At 74.4% G+C, this 14,162-nt stretch carries 13 protein-coding genes; 3 read left to right on the top strand and 10 right to left on the bottom strand.

Annotated features, from left to right (window positions below; genetic code table 11):
• Positions 1-8: 8 nt before the first annotated feature.
• The 6 genes from nadC to ACFYO8_RS20110 form a co-directional block, all read right to left on the bottom strand.
• A complete protein-coding gene (gene nadC / locus ACFYO8_RS20135) occupies positions 9-905 on the bottom strand; it encodes a carboxylating nicotinate-nucleotide diphosphorylase (protein ID WP_354868880.1) in 897 nt (298 codons plus the stop codon).
• 59 nt (positions 906-964) lie between these two features.
• Complete coding sequence (locus tag ACFYO8_RS20130; RefSeq protein WP_355093780.1) at positions 965-2,653, bottom strand: L-aspartate oxidase; 1,689 nt, start codon at positions 2,651-2,653, stop codon at positions 965-967.
• Positions 2,654-2,713: 60 nt separating this feature from the next.
• Complete coding sequence (locus ACFYO8_RS20125; RefSeq protein ID WP_355093782.1) at positions 2,714-3,607, bottom strand: septum formation family protein; 894 nt, start codon at positions 3,605-3,607, stop codon at positions 2,714-2,716.
• 211 nt (positions 3,608-3,818) lie between these two features.
• A complete protein-coding gene (gene panD / locus ACFYO8_RS20120) occupies positions 3,819-4,247 on the bottom strand; it encodes an aspartate 1-decarboxylase (protein WP_354868886.1) in 429 nt (142 codons plus the stop codon).
• Between the two features lie 29 nt (positions 4,248-4,276).
• Positions 4,277-5,119: a pantoate--beta-alanine ligase gene (panC, locus tag ACFYO8_RS20115; RefSeq protein WP_354868888.1), complete on the bottom strand. Its 843-nt coding sequence runs from the start codon at positions 5,117-5,119 to the stop codon at positions 4,277-4,279.
• The gene (locus ACFYO8_RS20110) at positions 5,119-6,048 is read right to left on the bottom strand and encodes a Rossmann-like and DUF2520 domain-containing protein (protein ID WP_354868891.1); all 930 of its coding nucleotides are present in this window, start codon (positions 6,046-6,048) and stop codon (positions 5,119-5,121) included. The genes panC and ACFYO8_RS20110 overlap by 1 nt, the downstream gene beginning before the upstream one ends.
• A gap of 192 nt (positions 6,049-6,240) precedes the next feature.
• On the opposite strand from ACFYO8_RS20110, the gene ACFYO8_RS20105 reads away from it, so the two are divergent.
• Together ACFYO8_RS20105 and ACFYO8_RS20100 are read left to right on the top strand one after the other, a co-directional pair.
• A complete protein-coding gene (locus ACFYO8_RS20105) occupies positions 6,241-7,287 on the top strand; it encodes an SAM-dependent methyltransferase (RefSeq protein WP_355093786.1) in 1,047 nt (348 codons plus the stop codon).
• The gene (locus tag ACFYO8_RS20100; protein WP_176722867.1) at positions 7,284-8,453 is read left to right on the top strand and encodes an NADH-quinone oxidoreductase subunit D; all 1,170 of its coding nucleotides are present in this window, start codon (positions 7,284-7,286) and stop codon (positions 8,451-8,453) included. The genes ACFYO8_RS20105 and ACFYO8_RS20100 overlap by 4 nt, the downstream gene beginning before the upstream one ends.
• A 34-nt stretch (positions 8,454-8,487) precedes the next feature.
• Here the strand turns inward: ACFYO8_RS20100 and ACFYO8_RS20095 are convergent, their stop codons facing one another.
• From ACFYO8_RS20095 to ACFYO8_RS20080, 4 genes are all read right to left on the bottom strand, one after another.
• Positions 8,488-10,479, bottom strand: coding sequence for a hypothetical protein (locus tag ACFYO8_RS20095; protein ID WP_387257400.1), 1,992 nt, complete (start codon positions 10,477-10,479; stop codon positions 8,488-8,490).
• A gap of 121 nt (positions 10,480-10,600) precedes the next feature.
• Positions 10,601-11,605, bottom strand: a complete 1,005-nt coding sequence (locus ACFYO8_RS20090) for a glycine betaine ABC transporter substrate-binding protein (protein WP_354868896.1) — start codon at positions 11,603-11,605, stop codon at positions 10,601-10,603.
• A 152-nt stretch (positions 11,606-11,757) separates the two neighbouring features.
• Positions 11,758-12,480 (bottom strand): ABC transporter permease, encoded by a 723-nt coding sequence (locus ACFYO8_RS20085; RefSeq protein WP_091425704.1) that lies wholly within the window; start codon positions 12,478-12,480, stop codon positions 11,758-11,760.
• Complete coding sequence (locus ACFYO8_RS20080; protein ID WP_354868899.1) at positions 12,477-13,166, bottom strand: ABC transporter permease; 690 nt, start codon at positions 13,164-13,166, stop codon at positions 12,477-12,479. Before ACFYO8_RS20080 ends, ACFYO8_RS20085 begins: the two co-directional genes overlap by 4 nt.
• Before the next feature lie 2 nt (positions 13,167-13,168).
• Here ACFYO8_RS20080 and ACFYO8_RS20075 point away from each other — a divergent pair, with 2 nt between their 5' ends.
• The gene (locus ACFYO8_RS20075; RefSeq protein ID WP_354868902.1) at positions 13,169-14,161 is read left to right on the top strand and encodes an ATP-binding cassette domain-containing protein; all 993 of its coding nucleotides are present in this window, start codon (positions 13,169-13,171) and stop codon (positions 14,159-14,161) included.
• The last annotated feature ends 1 nt before the right edge of the window (position 14,162 follow it).

Raw genomic sequence — 14,162 nt, 5'->3', positions numbered from 1 at the left:
GCGGCAGCCTAGACGTCGCGCAGGTCGAGGGCGATGTCCAGGATCGGCGAGGAGTGGGTGAGCGCGCCGACCGAGAGGAAGTCCACGCCCGTAGCGCCGTACTCGGCGGCCATCGGCAGCGTCAGCCCGCCGGTGGCCTCCAGCTCCGCCCGGTCGCCCACCGACGCCACCACCTCGCGCAGCTGCGCCGGAGTCATGTTGTCCAGCAGCAGGAAGCGGGCGCCCGCCTCGACCGCCTCCACCGCCTCGGCCGGCGTGTCCACCTCGACCTGCACCGCGACGTCGGGGAACGCCTCCCGGACCCGGCGGAACGCGGCACCGATTCCGCCCGCCGCGACCTTGTGGTTGTCCTTGATCATGGCGACGTCGTACAGGCCCATCCGCTTGTTGGTGCCGCCACCGGCCCGGACCGCGTACTTCTCCAGCGCCCGCAGGCCCGGCGTGGTCTTGCGGGTATCCAGCACCGTCGCCTTCGTGCCGGCCAGCTCGTCGGCCCAGGCCCGGGTGTGCGTCGCCACGCCGGACATGCGGGACAGCAGGTTCAGCGCCGTCCGCTCGCTGGTCAGCAGCAGCCGGGTCGGGCCGGTCACCGTGGCCAGCACGTCGCCGCGCGTCACCCGCTGCCCGTCGTGGGCCACGAGCGACACCTCGACCGTACGCCCCGCGCCGGTCACCTCACCGACCAGCTCGAACACGGCGGCGGCCACCGGCAGCCCGGCCACCACGCCGTCGGCGCGCGCCACCAGATCGGCCGTGTCCTGCTGCTCGTCCGGGATGGTGGCCACGCTCGTGACGTCGAGGAAGTCGGGCCCCAGATCCTCGCGCAGCGCCTCGACGACGACGTGCCGGACCCACTCCGGGTCCAGGCCGCCCTCCCGCAGCGCCCGCTCCGTCGACTCCCTCATGGACTGTGCCTCCTTCGTTCGCGACTGCGGGGCTCGCAAGACCGGCTCACTCCTCGCGCTCACTGGATCCCTTCCCAGCGTTCGGCCACAATGCCGTCCGTACCCACCTCGGCCACCAGGTGGCCCAGCCACCGCTCGTCAGCCGTCGGGAAGTCCTCCCGCCAGTGGCAGCCCCGCGTCTCCTGACGCGCGTACGCGGCGGCGACCAGCGTCGACGCCACTGTGAGCAGGTTCGTGGCCTCCCAGTCGGCGGTACGCGGCACGCCCTGCCCCGTGCCCAGCGCGGTGAGCGTGGCGGCGGCGGCCTCCAGGGTCTGCGCCGACCGGAGCACGCCCGCGCCCCGGGTCATCGCCCGTTGCAGTTCCGCCGTGCCGGACGCCGGCACCAGCGGACCCGGACCGCCCACCCAGGCGCCGGTCTCCGCCGGGCGAGCCTGCTCGGGCAGCCCGGCGGCGATGTCCTCGGCGATCCGGCGGGAGAAGACCAGCCCTTCCAGCAGCGAGTTGCTGGCGAGCCGGTTGGCGCCGTGCACGCCGGTGCAGGCGACCTCGCCGCAGGCGTACAGGCCGGGGATGGAGGTGCGCCCGCGCAGGTCGGTCCGGACGCCGCCGGAGGCGTAGTGCGCGGCCGGCGCGACCGGGATCAGGTCGGTCGCCGGGTCCACGCCGATGGCCAGGCAGGACGCCACGATGGTCGGGAAACGCCGGGCCAGGAAGTCGCCGCCCAGGTGCCGGGCGTCCAGGAACACGTGGTCGGCGCCGTCGGCGAGCAGCACCCGGTGGATGCCCTTGGCCACCACGTCCCGGGGCGCCAGCTCGGCCAGTTCGTGCTGGCCGACCATGAACCGTTTGCCGTCGCCGTCGACCAGGTGGGCCCCCTCGCCGCGCAGCGCCTCGGAGACCAGCGGCTGCTGGGCCAGCCCGGCGCCCGGCCCGCCGGCCGGCACGATGAGCGCGGTCGGGTGGAACTGGACGAACTCCACGTCGGTGACGGCCGCGCCGGCGCGCAGCGCCAGCGCCACCCCGTCACCGGTGGAGACCGCCGGGTTGGTGGTGGCGGCGAAGATCTGCCCCATTCCGCCGGTGGCCAGCACCACCGCGCGGCCGAGGATCGCGCCGACGCCGTCCTCGCTGCCCTCACCGAGCACGTGCAGCGTGATGCCGCAGGCCGGGCCGAGCCCGCCCGGCCCGTCGCCGGGAGCGCGCAGCAGGTCCAGCACCAGGGCGTGTTCGACCAGCCGGATCCACGGGTCGCGGCGGACCGCGTCGTGCAGCGCCCGCTGCACCTCCGCGCCGGTGGCGTCGCCGCCGGCGTGCACGATCCGGTCGGCGCGGTGGCCGCCCTCCCGGGTCAGCATCAGCGAGCCGTCCGGGTTGCGGTCGAACTCCGCCCCGATCCGCATCAGCTCGCGCAGCCGGGTCGGGCCCTCCGCCACGAGCGCGCGGACCGCCGCCGGATCGCAGAGGCCGACGCCGGCCACCTCCGTGTCGTACGCGTGCGCGTCCGGCGTATCAGCCGGGTCCAGCACGGCGGCGATCCCGCCCTGCGCCCAGCGGGTGGAGCCCTCGTTCATGTCGACCTTGGTGACCACGGTGACGTGCAGGCCCGCCTCGCGCAGGTGCAGCGCGGCGGTCAGCCCGGCCACGCCGGAGCCGACCACGATCACGTCCGTCGTCTCCACCCAGCCTGGGGCGGGCGCGGCGAGCAGCCGGGGCAGCGCCGGCAGGTCGACTGTCGGTACGTCCATGAGCACAGTCAACCCGAAGCGTCCTCGGCTCGGGCGCGGGGGGCGTGACGAATGCTGTCGCTACCTCGTCCGGCGTGGAAGGGCGGCCGGCCCGGCACCCTTGAGCGAGGTGGTCACCGTACGGTCGCTGAGCCACAGGTAGCAGCGCACGCCCCGGTCGCCGACCGCCCAGCGACCCGCTGCGGGCGGGCGGACCACCACGTCGCTGCGGTAGCGCAGGTACGCGTCGGCGGGCAGCCCGGCGTACCGGGCGATCACGGCGAAGCAGCCGTCGTAGAGCGGCGCCCAGTCCTCCGGCTTCTTCGGGTACGGGCGGTCCGGCGCGGCCCACACGCCGACGAACTCGGCGTCGTGCGCCACGGTGCAGGCGATCGGGGTGAGCCGCTGCACGCGGCCCGTCTCCCGTACGGTGCGCTGGCAGCCCAGCCGCAGCGGCGACGGCGTCTTCAGCGCGTCGCGCAGGCTGCCCGTCCGGGTGACCACGGTGGCCGCCGCCTCGGTGGTCGTCAGCTCGGCCAGGTCGCACCGGTACCAGCGGGAGCCGGCCGTCCAGCCGATGCCCGTCGGCAGCGCCACGGCGAGCCGGAGCCGTCCGGCCCGCCAGTCGTCACCCACGTACCCGGTGGCCCGCTTGTCGCAGTCGGCGAACGCGGTACGCAGCTCGGGTGAGGCGAGCGGCGGCGGGGTGGGCCGGTCCGCGGTGAACGCGCCGACGTGCACCGTCTCCACCCGGTGCGGCAGCTCGCAGCCGACCGGTGCGTACGCGGCCAGGCCGACGCTCGGGGTGAAGTCGGCGACCTGGCAGACCCCGGCCGCCGGGGTGAACGGTGCGGGGGCCGCCATCGCGGCCCAGTCGTCGGTGAGGTCGCCGTCCAGCCCGCCGGTGCCGGCGCAGCCGGCCAGGGCGACGCTCGCGACAGTCGCGGCGACCAGGGCGCTCATCGCACGGCGCATCGCGGCCTCCCCCAGCCGACGACCGTCGATCCCCGACGGTCCGCTCAGGGTAGCCGAAAATGACCTTCCGGTGACAGACCGCGTTCCCCGCCATGACCGCCCCGCCGATCTTGCACCGGCTGCCCCGACAAGCAAGGACAAGAGACGCATCCGAGGGGCCGGAAGTGCAAGATCAGCGGGCGCGGGAAGCCGGGCGAGGGCGGCGGGCGGGTCAGCTCAGGGAGGCGGCCAGGGGGTTGGGGATCGGGGCGCCTGCGGTGCCGGGGGCGGCTGTCGTCGGGTCCGTCGAGAGATCGACGACCCTGTTGTCGGCGTCGACGTGCACCACCCGAGGGCGGTACGCGCGGGCCTCGGCGTCGTCCATCTGCCCGTACGAGATCAGGATGACCAGGTCGCCGGGGTGCACCAGGTGCGCGGCGGCGCCGTTGATGCCGATCACGCCGCTGCCCCGCCGCCCCGGGATCACGTAGGTCTCCAGCCGGGCGCCGTTCGTGATGTCCACGATCGCGACCTGCTCGCCGGGGAGCAGGTCGGCCGCGTCGAGCAGATCCTCGTCCACGGTGACCGAGCCGACGTAGTGCAGGTCGGCCTGGGTCACGGTGGCCCGGTGGATCTTCGACTTGAGCATGGTCCGCAGCATCGGGATGCCCTCCGCATTCGTGGTGGGGTTCAGGGACGCGGCGCGAGGTGGATCGCCGTGTTGTCGATCAGGCGGGTGGCGCCGACCCAGGCCGCGATCAGCAGCCGGGCCGGACCGTCGACCGGGCCGGGTTCCAGCTGGGTGTCGGTGAGCACCAGATAGTCCAGGCGGGCGTCCGGCGCGTCGAAGGCCCGGTGGGCGGCGGCGAGCACCGCGCCCGCGTCCTCGCCCCGCTCGGCCGCCTCGGTGCCGGCCCGCAACGCGGCGGACAGGCTCAGCGCGGTCTGCCGCTCGACCGCCGAGAGGTACCGGTTCCGGCTCGACATGGCCAGCCCGTCCGGTTCCCGTACGGTCGGCACGCCGACGATCTCGGTCGGCACGTCGAGATCCCGCACCATCCGGCGGACCAGGGTGAGCTGCTGATAGTCCTTCTCGCCGAAGAACGCGAGGTCGGGCCGGGTGAGCTGGAGCAGCTTCATCACCACCGTGAGCACGCCGTGGAAGAAGCCGGGACGGCTCAGGCCCTCCAGGTCCTCGCCGAGCGGCCCCGGGTTCAGCCCCACGGCCGGGCGGCCCTCCGGGTACATCTCGGTCACCGAGGGCGCGAACACCACGTCCACCCCCGCCCGGCGGCAGATCTCCATGTCGGTGTCGAGCGTGCGCGGGTAACGGTCGAAGTCCTCGTTCGGCCCGAACTGCAACGGGTTGACGAAGATCGTGACCACCACGTGGTCGGCCCGCTCGCGGGCGGCCCGCAGCAGCGCCTCGTGCCCGGCGTGCAGCGCGCCCATGGTCATCACGACGCCGACGGTGCCGGTCATGGCGTCGCGGGCCACAGCCAGCTCCTTGCGCGTGTGCATCACCTCGGCCATCAGGCCGCCACCTCGATTCCGTCGAGCACGTTCCGCAGCGCGGCCGCGTCCGCCGGGCGCAGGCGGCCGGCCGCGACGGCGCGGTCCGCCGTCCGTCGTGCCAACGCCAGGTAGGCGGGTACGGATTCCGGCGCGGTCCGCGCCAGCCGGTCCAGATGCCGGCGTACGGTGCCCGCGTCGCCCCGCGACACCGGGCCGGTGAGCGCGTCGTCGCCCAGCCGCAGCGCGTTCTCCAGCGCGGCCCGCAGCAGCGGGGCGAGCACCTTCTCCGGCCGCTCCACCCCGGCGTCGCGCAGCCGGTCGGCCGCTTCGTTGACGAGCGTCACCAGGTGATTCGCGCCGTGTGCGAGCGCCGCATGGTACAGCGGCCGGTCGGCCTCACCCACCCACTCCGGCACACCGCCCAGGTCGGCCACCAGCCGCGCCGCGAACGGGCGCAGCTCGGCCGGGGCGGTCACCCCGTAGGAGATGCCGGGCAGGCGGGACAGGTCGTCCGGCGTGCCGGTGAAGGTCATCGCCGGGTGCAGCGCGAGCGGCCGGGCACCCGCCTCGACGGCCAGGGCCAGCGCGGCCGGCCCGTGCGCGCCGGACGTGTGCGCGACCACCTGGCCGGGGCGCAGCGCGCCGCTCGCGGCCAACTCGGCGACCACGTCCGCGAGCGCGTCGTCCGGGACCGCGACGATCAGCAGGTCGGTCGCGGCGCGTGCCACGGCGGTCGCGGAACGGTGCGGGGTCTGTGGCAGCAGCAGCGACAGGCGGGCCCGTGTCGCGCCGGAGGCGCCGGACGCGGCGACCACCCGGTGGCCGGCGGCAGCGAGGGCCGCGCCCAGCACGGCGCCGACCCGGCCGGCGCCGAGCACGCCGACGGTGAGGGTACGGGGGAAGACGAGCGGGGCAGCGGTGGCCCGAGGGCGCAGCGGTGCGCTCATGGCAGCGATCCAGTCCTCGAAGGGGGTACCGGTCGATGGCAAGTATGCGCTCGGGTGACAGAGCGGAAACAAGAAGGTGTGAAAACCTTCACCAGCCACCGGAACCGGCCGCTGCGGTGGCGGGCAAACCGCCCGTTCCGGTACGTCCCGTAGGGTCGGCAGGTGACCTCCCCGCTGCGCTGGCGCGACGCGATGGAGCGGGCGCTGTACGGGCCGGACGGCTTCTTCGTCTCCGGCGCCGGGCCCGCCGCGCACTTCCGCACGAGCGTGCACGCCTCGCCCGTGTTCGCCGCGTGCCTGGTGCGGCAGCTCGAACTGGTGGACGCGGCGTTGGGCCACCCGGCGCGGCTGGACGTGGTGGACGTGGGCGCGGGCCGGGGCGAACTACTCAAGGCGCTGCTGGCCCAGGCCGCATCCGAACTAGCCGCCCGGCTCCACCCGGTGGCAGTGGAACTGTCGGCCCGCCCTCCGGACCTGCCACCGGAGATCGAGTGGCGCCCCGACATCCCCGAGGGCGTCACCGGCCTGCTCCTGGCCACCGAATGGCTGGACAACGTTCCACTGGACGTAGCTGTACACACCCCGGCAGGCTGGCGCCTGCTCCTGGTGGACCCCGAAACCGGCCAGGAGACCGTCGGCCCGCAGCCTTCCCCCACCGAGACCACCTGGCTCACCCAGTGGTGGCCACCGCCCTCCACCCCGCTGATCAAGGAGTTCGTGCCGGCGGAGGGCCCGGATCAGGACACAAACTCCGTGATCACCGGGGCCATGGCCGGTGAGAGGGCGGAGGTCGGGGTGGGGCGGGATCTGGCCTGGGCGGAGGCCGTGGGGCGGGTCACGCGAGGGCTGGCGCTGGCTGTGGACTACGGGCATCTGCGTGAGTCGCGTCCCTTTGACGGGACGTTGACCGGGTATCGGGATGGGCGGCAGGTGCCGCCGGTTCCGGACGGGTCGTGCGACGTGACGGCGCACGTCGCCATGGACTCGGTCGCCTCCGCCGGTGAGCGGGTCGCGCGGTGCGCGTACTCCCTGGTCTCTCAGCGGGAGGCACTGCGGGCGCTCGGGGCCGACGGCGGGCGACCGCCGCTGAGTCTGGCCTCCCGCGACCCGGCCGGCTATCTGCGGGCGCTGGCCGCGGCGTCGGCGGCGGCCGAGCTGACCGACCCGGCCGGGCTCGGCGGGCACCTGTGGCTGCGGCAGCCGGTCGGCGTCGCGCTCGACGCGGTCGTGGCACGATGACGGGCATGACCACGGACGCCGCCGACCTCCGCGAGCTCACAGTCGGCACCGGCGCGGGCGGTGAGCAGCTCGGCACCGACATGGTGCTCAACATCGGGCCGCAGCACCCGTCGACGCACGGCGTGCTGCGGCTGAAGCTGGTGCTCGACGGGGAGCGGGTGGTCGCGGCCGAACCGATCGTCGGCTACATGCACCGGGGGGCGGAGAAGCTCTTCGAGGTACGCGACTACCGGCAGATCATCGTGCTGGCGAACCGGCACGACTGGCTGTCGGCGTTCTCCAACGAGCTGGGCGTGGTGCTCGCGGTCGAACGGCTGATGGGCATGGAGGTGCCGGAGCGCGCCACCTGGCTGCGGATGGCGCTGGCCGAACTGAACCGGGTGCTCAACCACCTGATGTTCCTCGGCTCGTACCCGCTGGAGATCGGCGCGATCACGCCGATGTTCTACGCCTTCCGGGAACGGGAGACCATCCAGGCCGTGATGGAGGAGGTCTCCGGCGGCCGGATCCACTACATGTTCAACCGGGTCGGCGGCCTGAAGGAGGAGGTGCCGTCCGGCTGGACCGGGCGCGCCCGCGCCGCCATCGCCGAGGTACGCCGCCGGATGCCCGATCTCGACAACCTGATCCGGCGCAACGACATCTTCCTGGCCCGCACCGTCGGCGTCGGCGTGCTGTCCGCCGCCGACGCCGCCGCGTTCGGCGCGTCCGGGCCGGTCGCCCGCGCCTCCGGGCTCGACCTCGACCTGCGCCGCGACGAGCCCTATCTGGCCTATGACCAGCTCGACGTGCCGGTGGTGACGAAGACCGCCGGTGACTGTCACGCCCGCTTCGAGGTGCTGCTCGACCAGGTGTACGTCTCGCTCGACCTGGCCGAGCAGTGCCTGGACCGGGTGGACCGCATCAGCGGCCCGGTGAACACGCGGCTGCCGAAGGTGCTGAAGGCGCCGGAGGGGCACACGTACGCCTGGACCGAGAACCCGCTCGGCATCAACGGCTACTACCTGGTGTCCCGGGGCGAGAAGACGCCGTGGCGGATGAAGCTGCGCACCGCCTCGTACGCGAACGTGCAGGCGCTCTCGTCGCTGCTGCCCGGCTGCCTGGTGCCGGACCTGATCGCCATTCTCGGCTCGATGTTCTTCGTGGTGGGCGACATCGACAAGTGACGGTCGTCCCGGCGCGGTCAGCGATGTGGGCGGTTCAGCGCCAGCGGTCGGTGGCGTCTCCGTGCGGCCCGCCTTGTCCACCGCGCTCCGGGCTGCGCCACTCCGGTTCGGGCTGACGCCACTCCGGTTCCGCCGGCCGCCACTCCGGCTCGGGCCGGCGCCACTCCGGCTCGGGCTGACGCCACTCCGGCTCGGGCTGACGCCACTGCGGCTCGGGCTGCCGCCACTCCGGGGGCGGCTGCCGCCATTCCGGCTGGCCGCTGCGCTGCGTCGGTGGCCGCCACTCCCCGGGCACCGGCACCCCACCGGCCGGCAGCGCCGGGTGACTCTCCCCCGACCAGCGGCCGTCCGGCTCGCCCGGCCCGCTCGCGGCCGGACCGCCGCCGCGTACCGACGCCCACCGGTCCTCGACCCGGTACTCGGTGCCGCCGCCGTCGGCGTGCACCGCGGCCCGCCGTTCCCCGAGCCGGATCTCGCGGCCCGCGCCGTCGTCGCGGACCGCGGCCCACCGGTTGCCGGCACCCATCTCGGACCACTGGTCGCCGTCGGTGCTCGCCCGGCCGGCCGGGGCGTCGGGTCGGCCCGCTGCTGCCGCCGGCCACGCGCCCGCCGCCCGGTCGTCACCCCCGCCGGACCACTGTCGCTGCTCCTCCGCCGCCGTCCGGCCCTGGTCGCTCGACCAGCCGCCCCCGGCGGTACGCGTGGGCCAGCCCGGTTCCCCGGCGGCATGCCCGGACCGGCCCTGTTCGCCGCCGGTGCGCGCGGACCAGCCCGGTTCGCCGTCGGCGGCCCGGCCGATGCCCGCCCACGGATGCTCGGCGCCCGGGCGGCCGGGGTCGGTCCACGAGGGCCCGTCGCCGCCGGACCCGGCACCCCAGCCACCGTCATCAGACGCGGCCCGACGGCCCGACCGGTCGCCCGGGTCGCGGTGTCCCGCACGCCAGTGATCGGCCGGGTCCGTGCCCCGGGACCGGCTCTCGTCCGACCAGCCGCCGGGGAGTCCGCCGTACCGGTTTCCGGCCGGCTCACCACCGCCGACGATCGTGTGCCGGGTGGTGACGTGCACCGTCTCGGTGTGATGGACCACGCCGACCGGGCGGGCCGCCGGGTCGGAGACCCCCGCCGCGCCGTACACCCCGCTCGCCGGCCGGTCCGGACGTACGGTGGCCCGCGCCGGCTCGGCGTCGTGCCGGCCCGTCCGCACCGGGTCGGGTTCGTAACGGCCCGACCGGGACTGTTCGGGTTCGTAGTGGGCCGCCCGGGACGACTCATCGTCGTAACGGCCGGGCCGGGGCGGCTCGGTGTCATAGCGGCCGGCCCGGGGCGGCTCGGTGTCATAGCGGCCGGCCCGGGGCGGCTCGGCGCCCGCCCCTGGCGAGTCGGAGTGGTAGCGGCCCGCCCGGGGCGAGTCGGAGCCGGTTCCGTAGCGGCCGGCGGCGCTCGCCGGACGGGCCGGTTCGTCGTCGTCCCGGCCGGCCGGGTGCGCCGGTCCCGCGTCGGACGTGCCGGTGACCGGCACCCGGGCCGCACCGATCGGGCGCTCGGACGCGGACACGGAGGCCGAGGCGGGCGTGGACGCGGAGGCGGGCGTGGACGCGGAGGCGGGCGTGGACGCGGAGGCGAAGGCGGGCGTGGACGCGGAGGCCAGTCCGGCGGCGGCAACGTCGAGCCGGTGCCGTACCGCGCCGGCCACCTCCTCGGCCCGGCGTGCCTGGTCGAGTGCCTGGTTGCCGCGCTGGGCGGCGGCCACGATCTCGGCTCGCAACTCCCGCCGGAGCTGCGCCAACTCCTCGCGTAGCTCCTCGGCGGCCGCGTCGTCGGAACCGCCCTCCGGCCGCAGCGCCATGGACAGACCGATGAGCACGACGGCGAGGATCGCCAGGACCGCGCCGAACCGGAGCGAGCCGTTGCCGTCCGCGATCAGCAGGACGAGCGCCGCCAGGGGCGCCAGCCCCACGCCGACCCAGAACAGGACGGTGAGCAGGGTGGGCGTGCTCTTGTCGGTGGGCGCGACCGAGGCGGGCATGGCTGAGCAGATTACCGAGAGTTCCACCCGAGGGGAACGGGTCGGCACCACTCGATGCACGGACCGCCGAACGGGCTGCCCGTGCCGCCGGCCGGCACGTGTGCCGGCCGGCGGTGGTGCGTCAGCTCGTGGCCAGCGCGGCGTCGGAGGAGAAGACCAGGCCGACGCTCGCCGAGCCGGTCTTCAGCGCGTTCTTGGTCTGCGGGCCACCGGCGTCCAGCGAGCTGAACGAACCGGCCCTGAAGTCGTAGATCTCGACCAGACCGGCCTGGCACTTCGGCCGCTGCGGGCACTCCGGCGGGCCGGCCAGCACTGTCGCCTGGCCGGAGCACTTGGCGGCCAGCTCGGAGAGCGTGGACACGCCGTACTTGTCGGCGAACGCCTTGGTGACAGCGAACGCGTTCTGGTCCTGCGCCTGGGACGGCTGGCCGAAGACCAGGCCGTTCTTGTCACCCTGGGTCTTCAGCGCCGCGACCGTCTTGTCCAGCTCCGGCGAGGAGACGGGCTGGGCGTCCTTGCCGTTGTTCTTGGTGTTGAGGAACTCCGCCATGGTGGCGGCGTACTCCGGGACGACCTGGATCTGGCCCTTCTCCAGGGCCGGCTCGTAGAGCTCCCGGTTGCCGATGGTCTGCACCTTGACCTGGTAGCCGGCCGCGGTGAGCGCGATCTTGTAGAGCTCGGCGATGGTCTGGCTCTCGCTGAAGTTGCCCGCGCCGACGGTGATCTGGCCGCCCGGGCCCTTCTCGATCCCGTCGGTCGCGCCGTTGGCGGAGGCGAACTCCTGCGCGGCGACCTGAGGCGTCTTGCGGTCGACGTCGACCGCCCGGTTGAGCTGGATCAGCTTCGGGGTGTCGAGCTTCGCGGAGACCTTGTCCAGCGCGGCGACCAGCTGCGGCGTGGCCGCCTTCGCGTTGATCGCGGGGATGACGTTGTCGGTGTTCTGGAGCTTCTTGTCGTCGGTCAGGACGACGAGCTGGTCGCCCGCCACCGGGGCGCAGCCCGCCCCCGAGGCGCCCTGCTCGGGCGCGTCGGTGCCGGACGAGCCGGCGTCGCCGCAGCCGGTGAGCAGTGCGGCCGCAGTGAGAGCGCCGATCGCCCCGGCGGCCATTCGTGTACGCGCACGCATGAGTGCCCGCCTTCCGTGTCCCGGCGCGACCCGTCGGGCCGGCCGCGTGTCCGACGGGCGACCCGGACGGCCACCCGCGACTCCAGCCAATATCTTCCGGACCCGACCGACAAACTCGGAGCGGTTTTCGTCACCCGATCGTCACCGACGGCTCAACCGCCGGTCGTCGCCGCCGTCGCGCGGCGGTTCGCCCGCCGGCGTACCCGGCGCAGCGGGCGCGGCGTCACCACCCGCTCCACCACCGCGAGCAATCCCTCGACGAGCAGCGCCAACCCGGCCACCAGCACCCCGCCGGCGATGATCTGACCCCCGCCGGCGGCGATGTCGAGCCCGAACCCGGCCCGGATGATCTGGCCCAGCCCGCCGCCGTTGACGAACGAGGCGAGCGCCGCGGTGGCCACCACCTGCACCGCCGCGGTACGGAAGCCGGCCGCCAGGTAGGGCACCGCGAGCGGCAGCTCCACCCGGCGCAGCACCTGGCCGCCGGACAGGCCCATCCCCCGGGCCGCGTCCCGGGCCTCCGGGTCGGCCTGCCGCACCCCGGTGTACGCGTTCGCCAGCAGCGGCGGAACCGCGAAGACCGCGAGCGCCACCACCACGGCCGGCCGGCCGAAGCCGAGGAACGTCAACGGAAGGATGGTCAGCAGCGCCAGCGTCGGGATCGCCAGCGTGACGTTGGAGACCAGCAGGACCAGCCCGCCGCCCCGGCCGCTGTGCCCGAGCCAGAGCCCGATCGGCCAGGCCACCAGGCAGCCCAGCAGCACCGCCAGCGCGGACATGCTGAGGTGCTCGCCGAGGCGGTCCAGCACCCCGCCGGGGTTGGTCCAGTTCAGCGGGTCGTTCAGCCAGACCACTGCCTGCTCGACGGGGTTCACCGGGCGGACCTTGCGCGCAGCCAGGGAGTGAGCAGGCGTCCCACGCCCGCCAGCACCAGGTCGAGCACCAGCGCCAGCAGCACGCACAACACCGTGCCGGTCATGATCTGCGCCTTGTAGAAGTTGTTCTGGAAGCCCGCGAAGATGAGCTGGCCGAGCCCGCCCCGGCCGACCACCACCCCGACGGTGACGAGCGCGACAGTGGACACGGTCGCCAGCCGTACGCCGGTGAGGATGCCGGGTAGCGCCAGCGGCAGCTCGATCCGGAACAGCCGGCCCCACCTGCCGTACCCCATGCCCTCGGCGGCCTCGCGCACCTCCGGCGGCACCTGGGTCAGCCCGGCCAGCGCGTTGCGCACGATGACCAGCAACGCGTACAGCGCCACGACGGTGAGCACGGTGATCGCGCCGATGCCCAGGTATGGCGCCAGGAACGCGAACAACGCCAGCGACGGGACGGTGTAGAGCACCCCGGTCACCGCCACGATGGGCGCCGACAGCGACCGGAACCAGTACGCGAGCACCGCGAGCGGCAGCGCCACCAGCGCGGCGATCACCACGGCCCGGGCGGTCAGCCAGGTGTGCTCCCGCAGCGCGGCCAGGATCGTGTCAGAGTTGTCCCGCACGTACTGCCAGGAGAACCACGGATTACCCGGGTCGGCCCGGTAGCTCAGGTGGAGGGACACACGTGGACGGTACCCCGGGCAGGGCCGCCGGAGGCGGCGCGGCGTCGATCACGCTGGAGCGCATCCGCAAGCGCTACCCGGACGGCACCGAGGCGGTACGCGAGCTGAGCCTGCAGGTCACCGCCGGTGAGCTGGTGGTGCTGATCGGCCCGTCCGGCTGCGGCAAGTCGACGGTGCTGCGGATGGTCAACCGGCTGATCGAGCCGACCGACGGGCGGATCCTGCTCGGCGACGACGACGTCACCCGGGTCGATCCGGTGGCGCTGCGCCGCCGCATCGGCTACGTCATCCAGAACGTCGGCCTCTTCCCGCACCAGACCGTCGCCGCGAACGTGGCGACCGTGCCGGGGCTGCTCGGCTGGCCGAAGCAACGGACCCGGGCCCGGGTCGGCGAGCTGCTGGAACTCGTCGGTCTCGACCCGGCGCAGTTCGGCCGGCGGTACCCGCACGAGCTCTCCGGCGGGCAGCGGCAGCGCGTCGGCGTAGCCCGGGCGCTGGCCGCCGATCCGGTGGTGCTGCTGATGGACGAGCCGTTCTCGGCGGTGGACCCGATCGTCCGGGCCCGCCTGCAGGAGGAGTTCCTGCGGTTGCAGGCCGAGGTACGCAAGACGATCGTGCTGGTCACCCACGACCTCGACGAGGCGGTCCGGCTGGGCGACCGGATCGCGGTGCTCTCCGAGGGCGGCCGGCTGGAGCAGTACGACACGCCCGCCGCGCTGCTCGGCTCGCCCGCCTCGGACTTCGTCCGCGAGTTCGTCGGCGCCGACCGGGGCATCCGGCGGCTCGCTGTCACCCCGGTGACCCACGCGGTGCTCGACCCGCTCCCGGCCGACGGCGGCGCCGGCCTGCCCACCGTGGCGCTCGGCGACTCGGCGTACGACGCGCTCGGCGCGCTGCTCACCTCCGGCGCCGAGCACGCCGTGGTCACCGAGGAGGGCCGGGCGGTGGGGCTGCTCGCCCGCACCAGGGTGCTGACGCTGGGCGCTGTGGACTGAC

Origin of the sequence: Micromonospora sp. NPDC005257 (assembly GCF_042872445.1) — a bacterium.
Lineage (GTDB): Bacteria > Actinomycetota > Actinomycetes > Mycobacteriales > Micromonosporaceae > Micromonospora.
The sequence above is the reverse complement of the archived record's forward strand: the minus strand, read 5'-3'. Positions and strand labels throughout refer to the sequence as shown.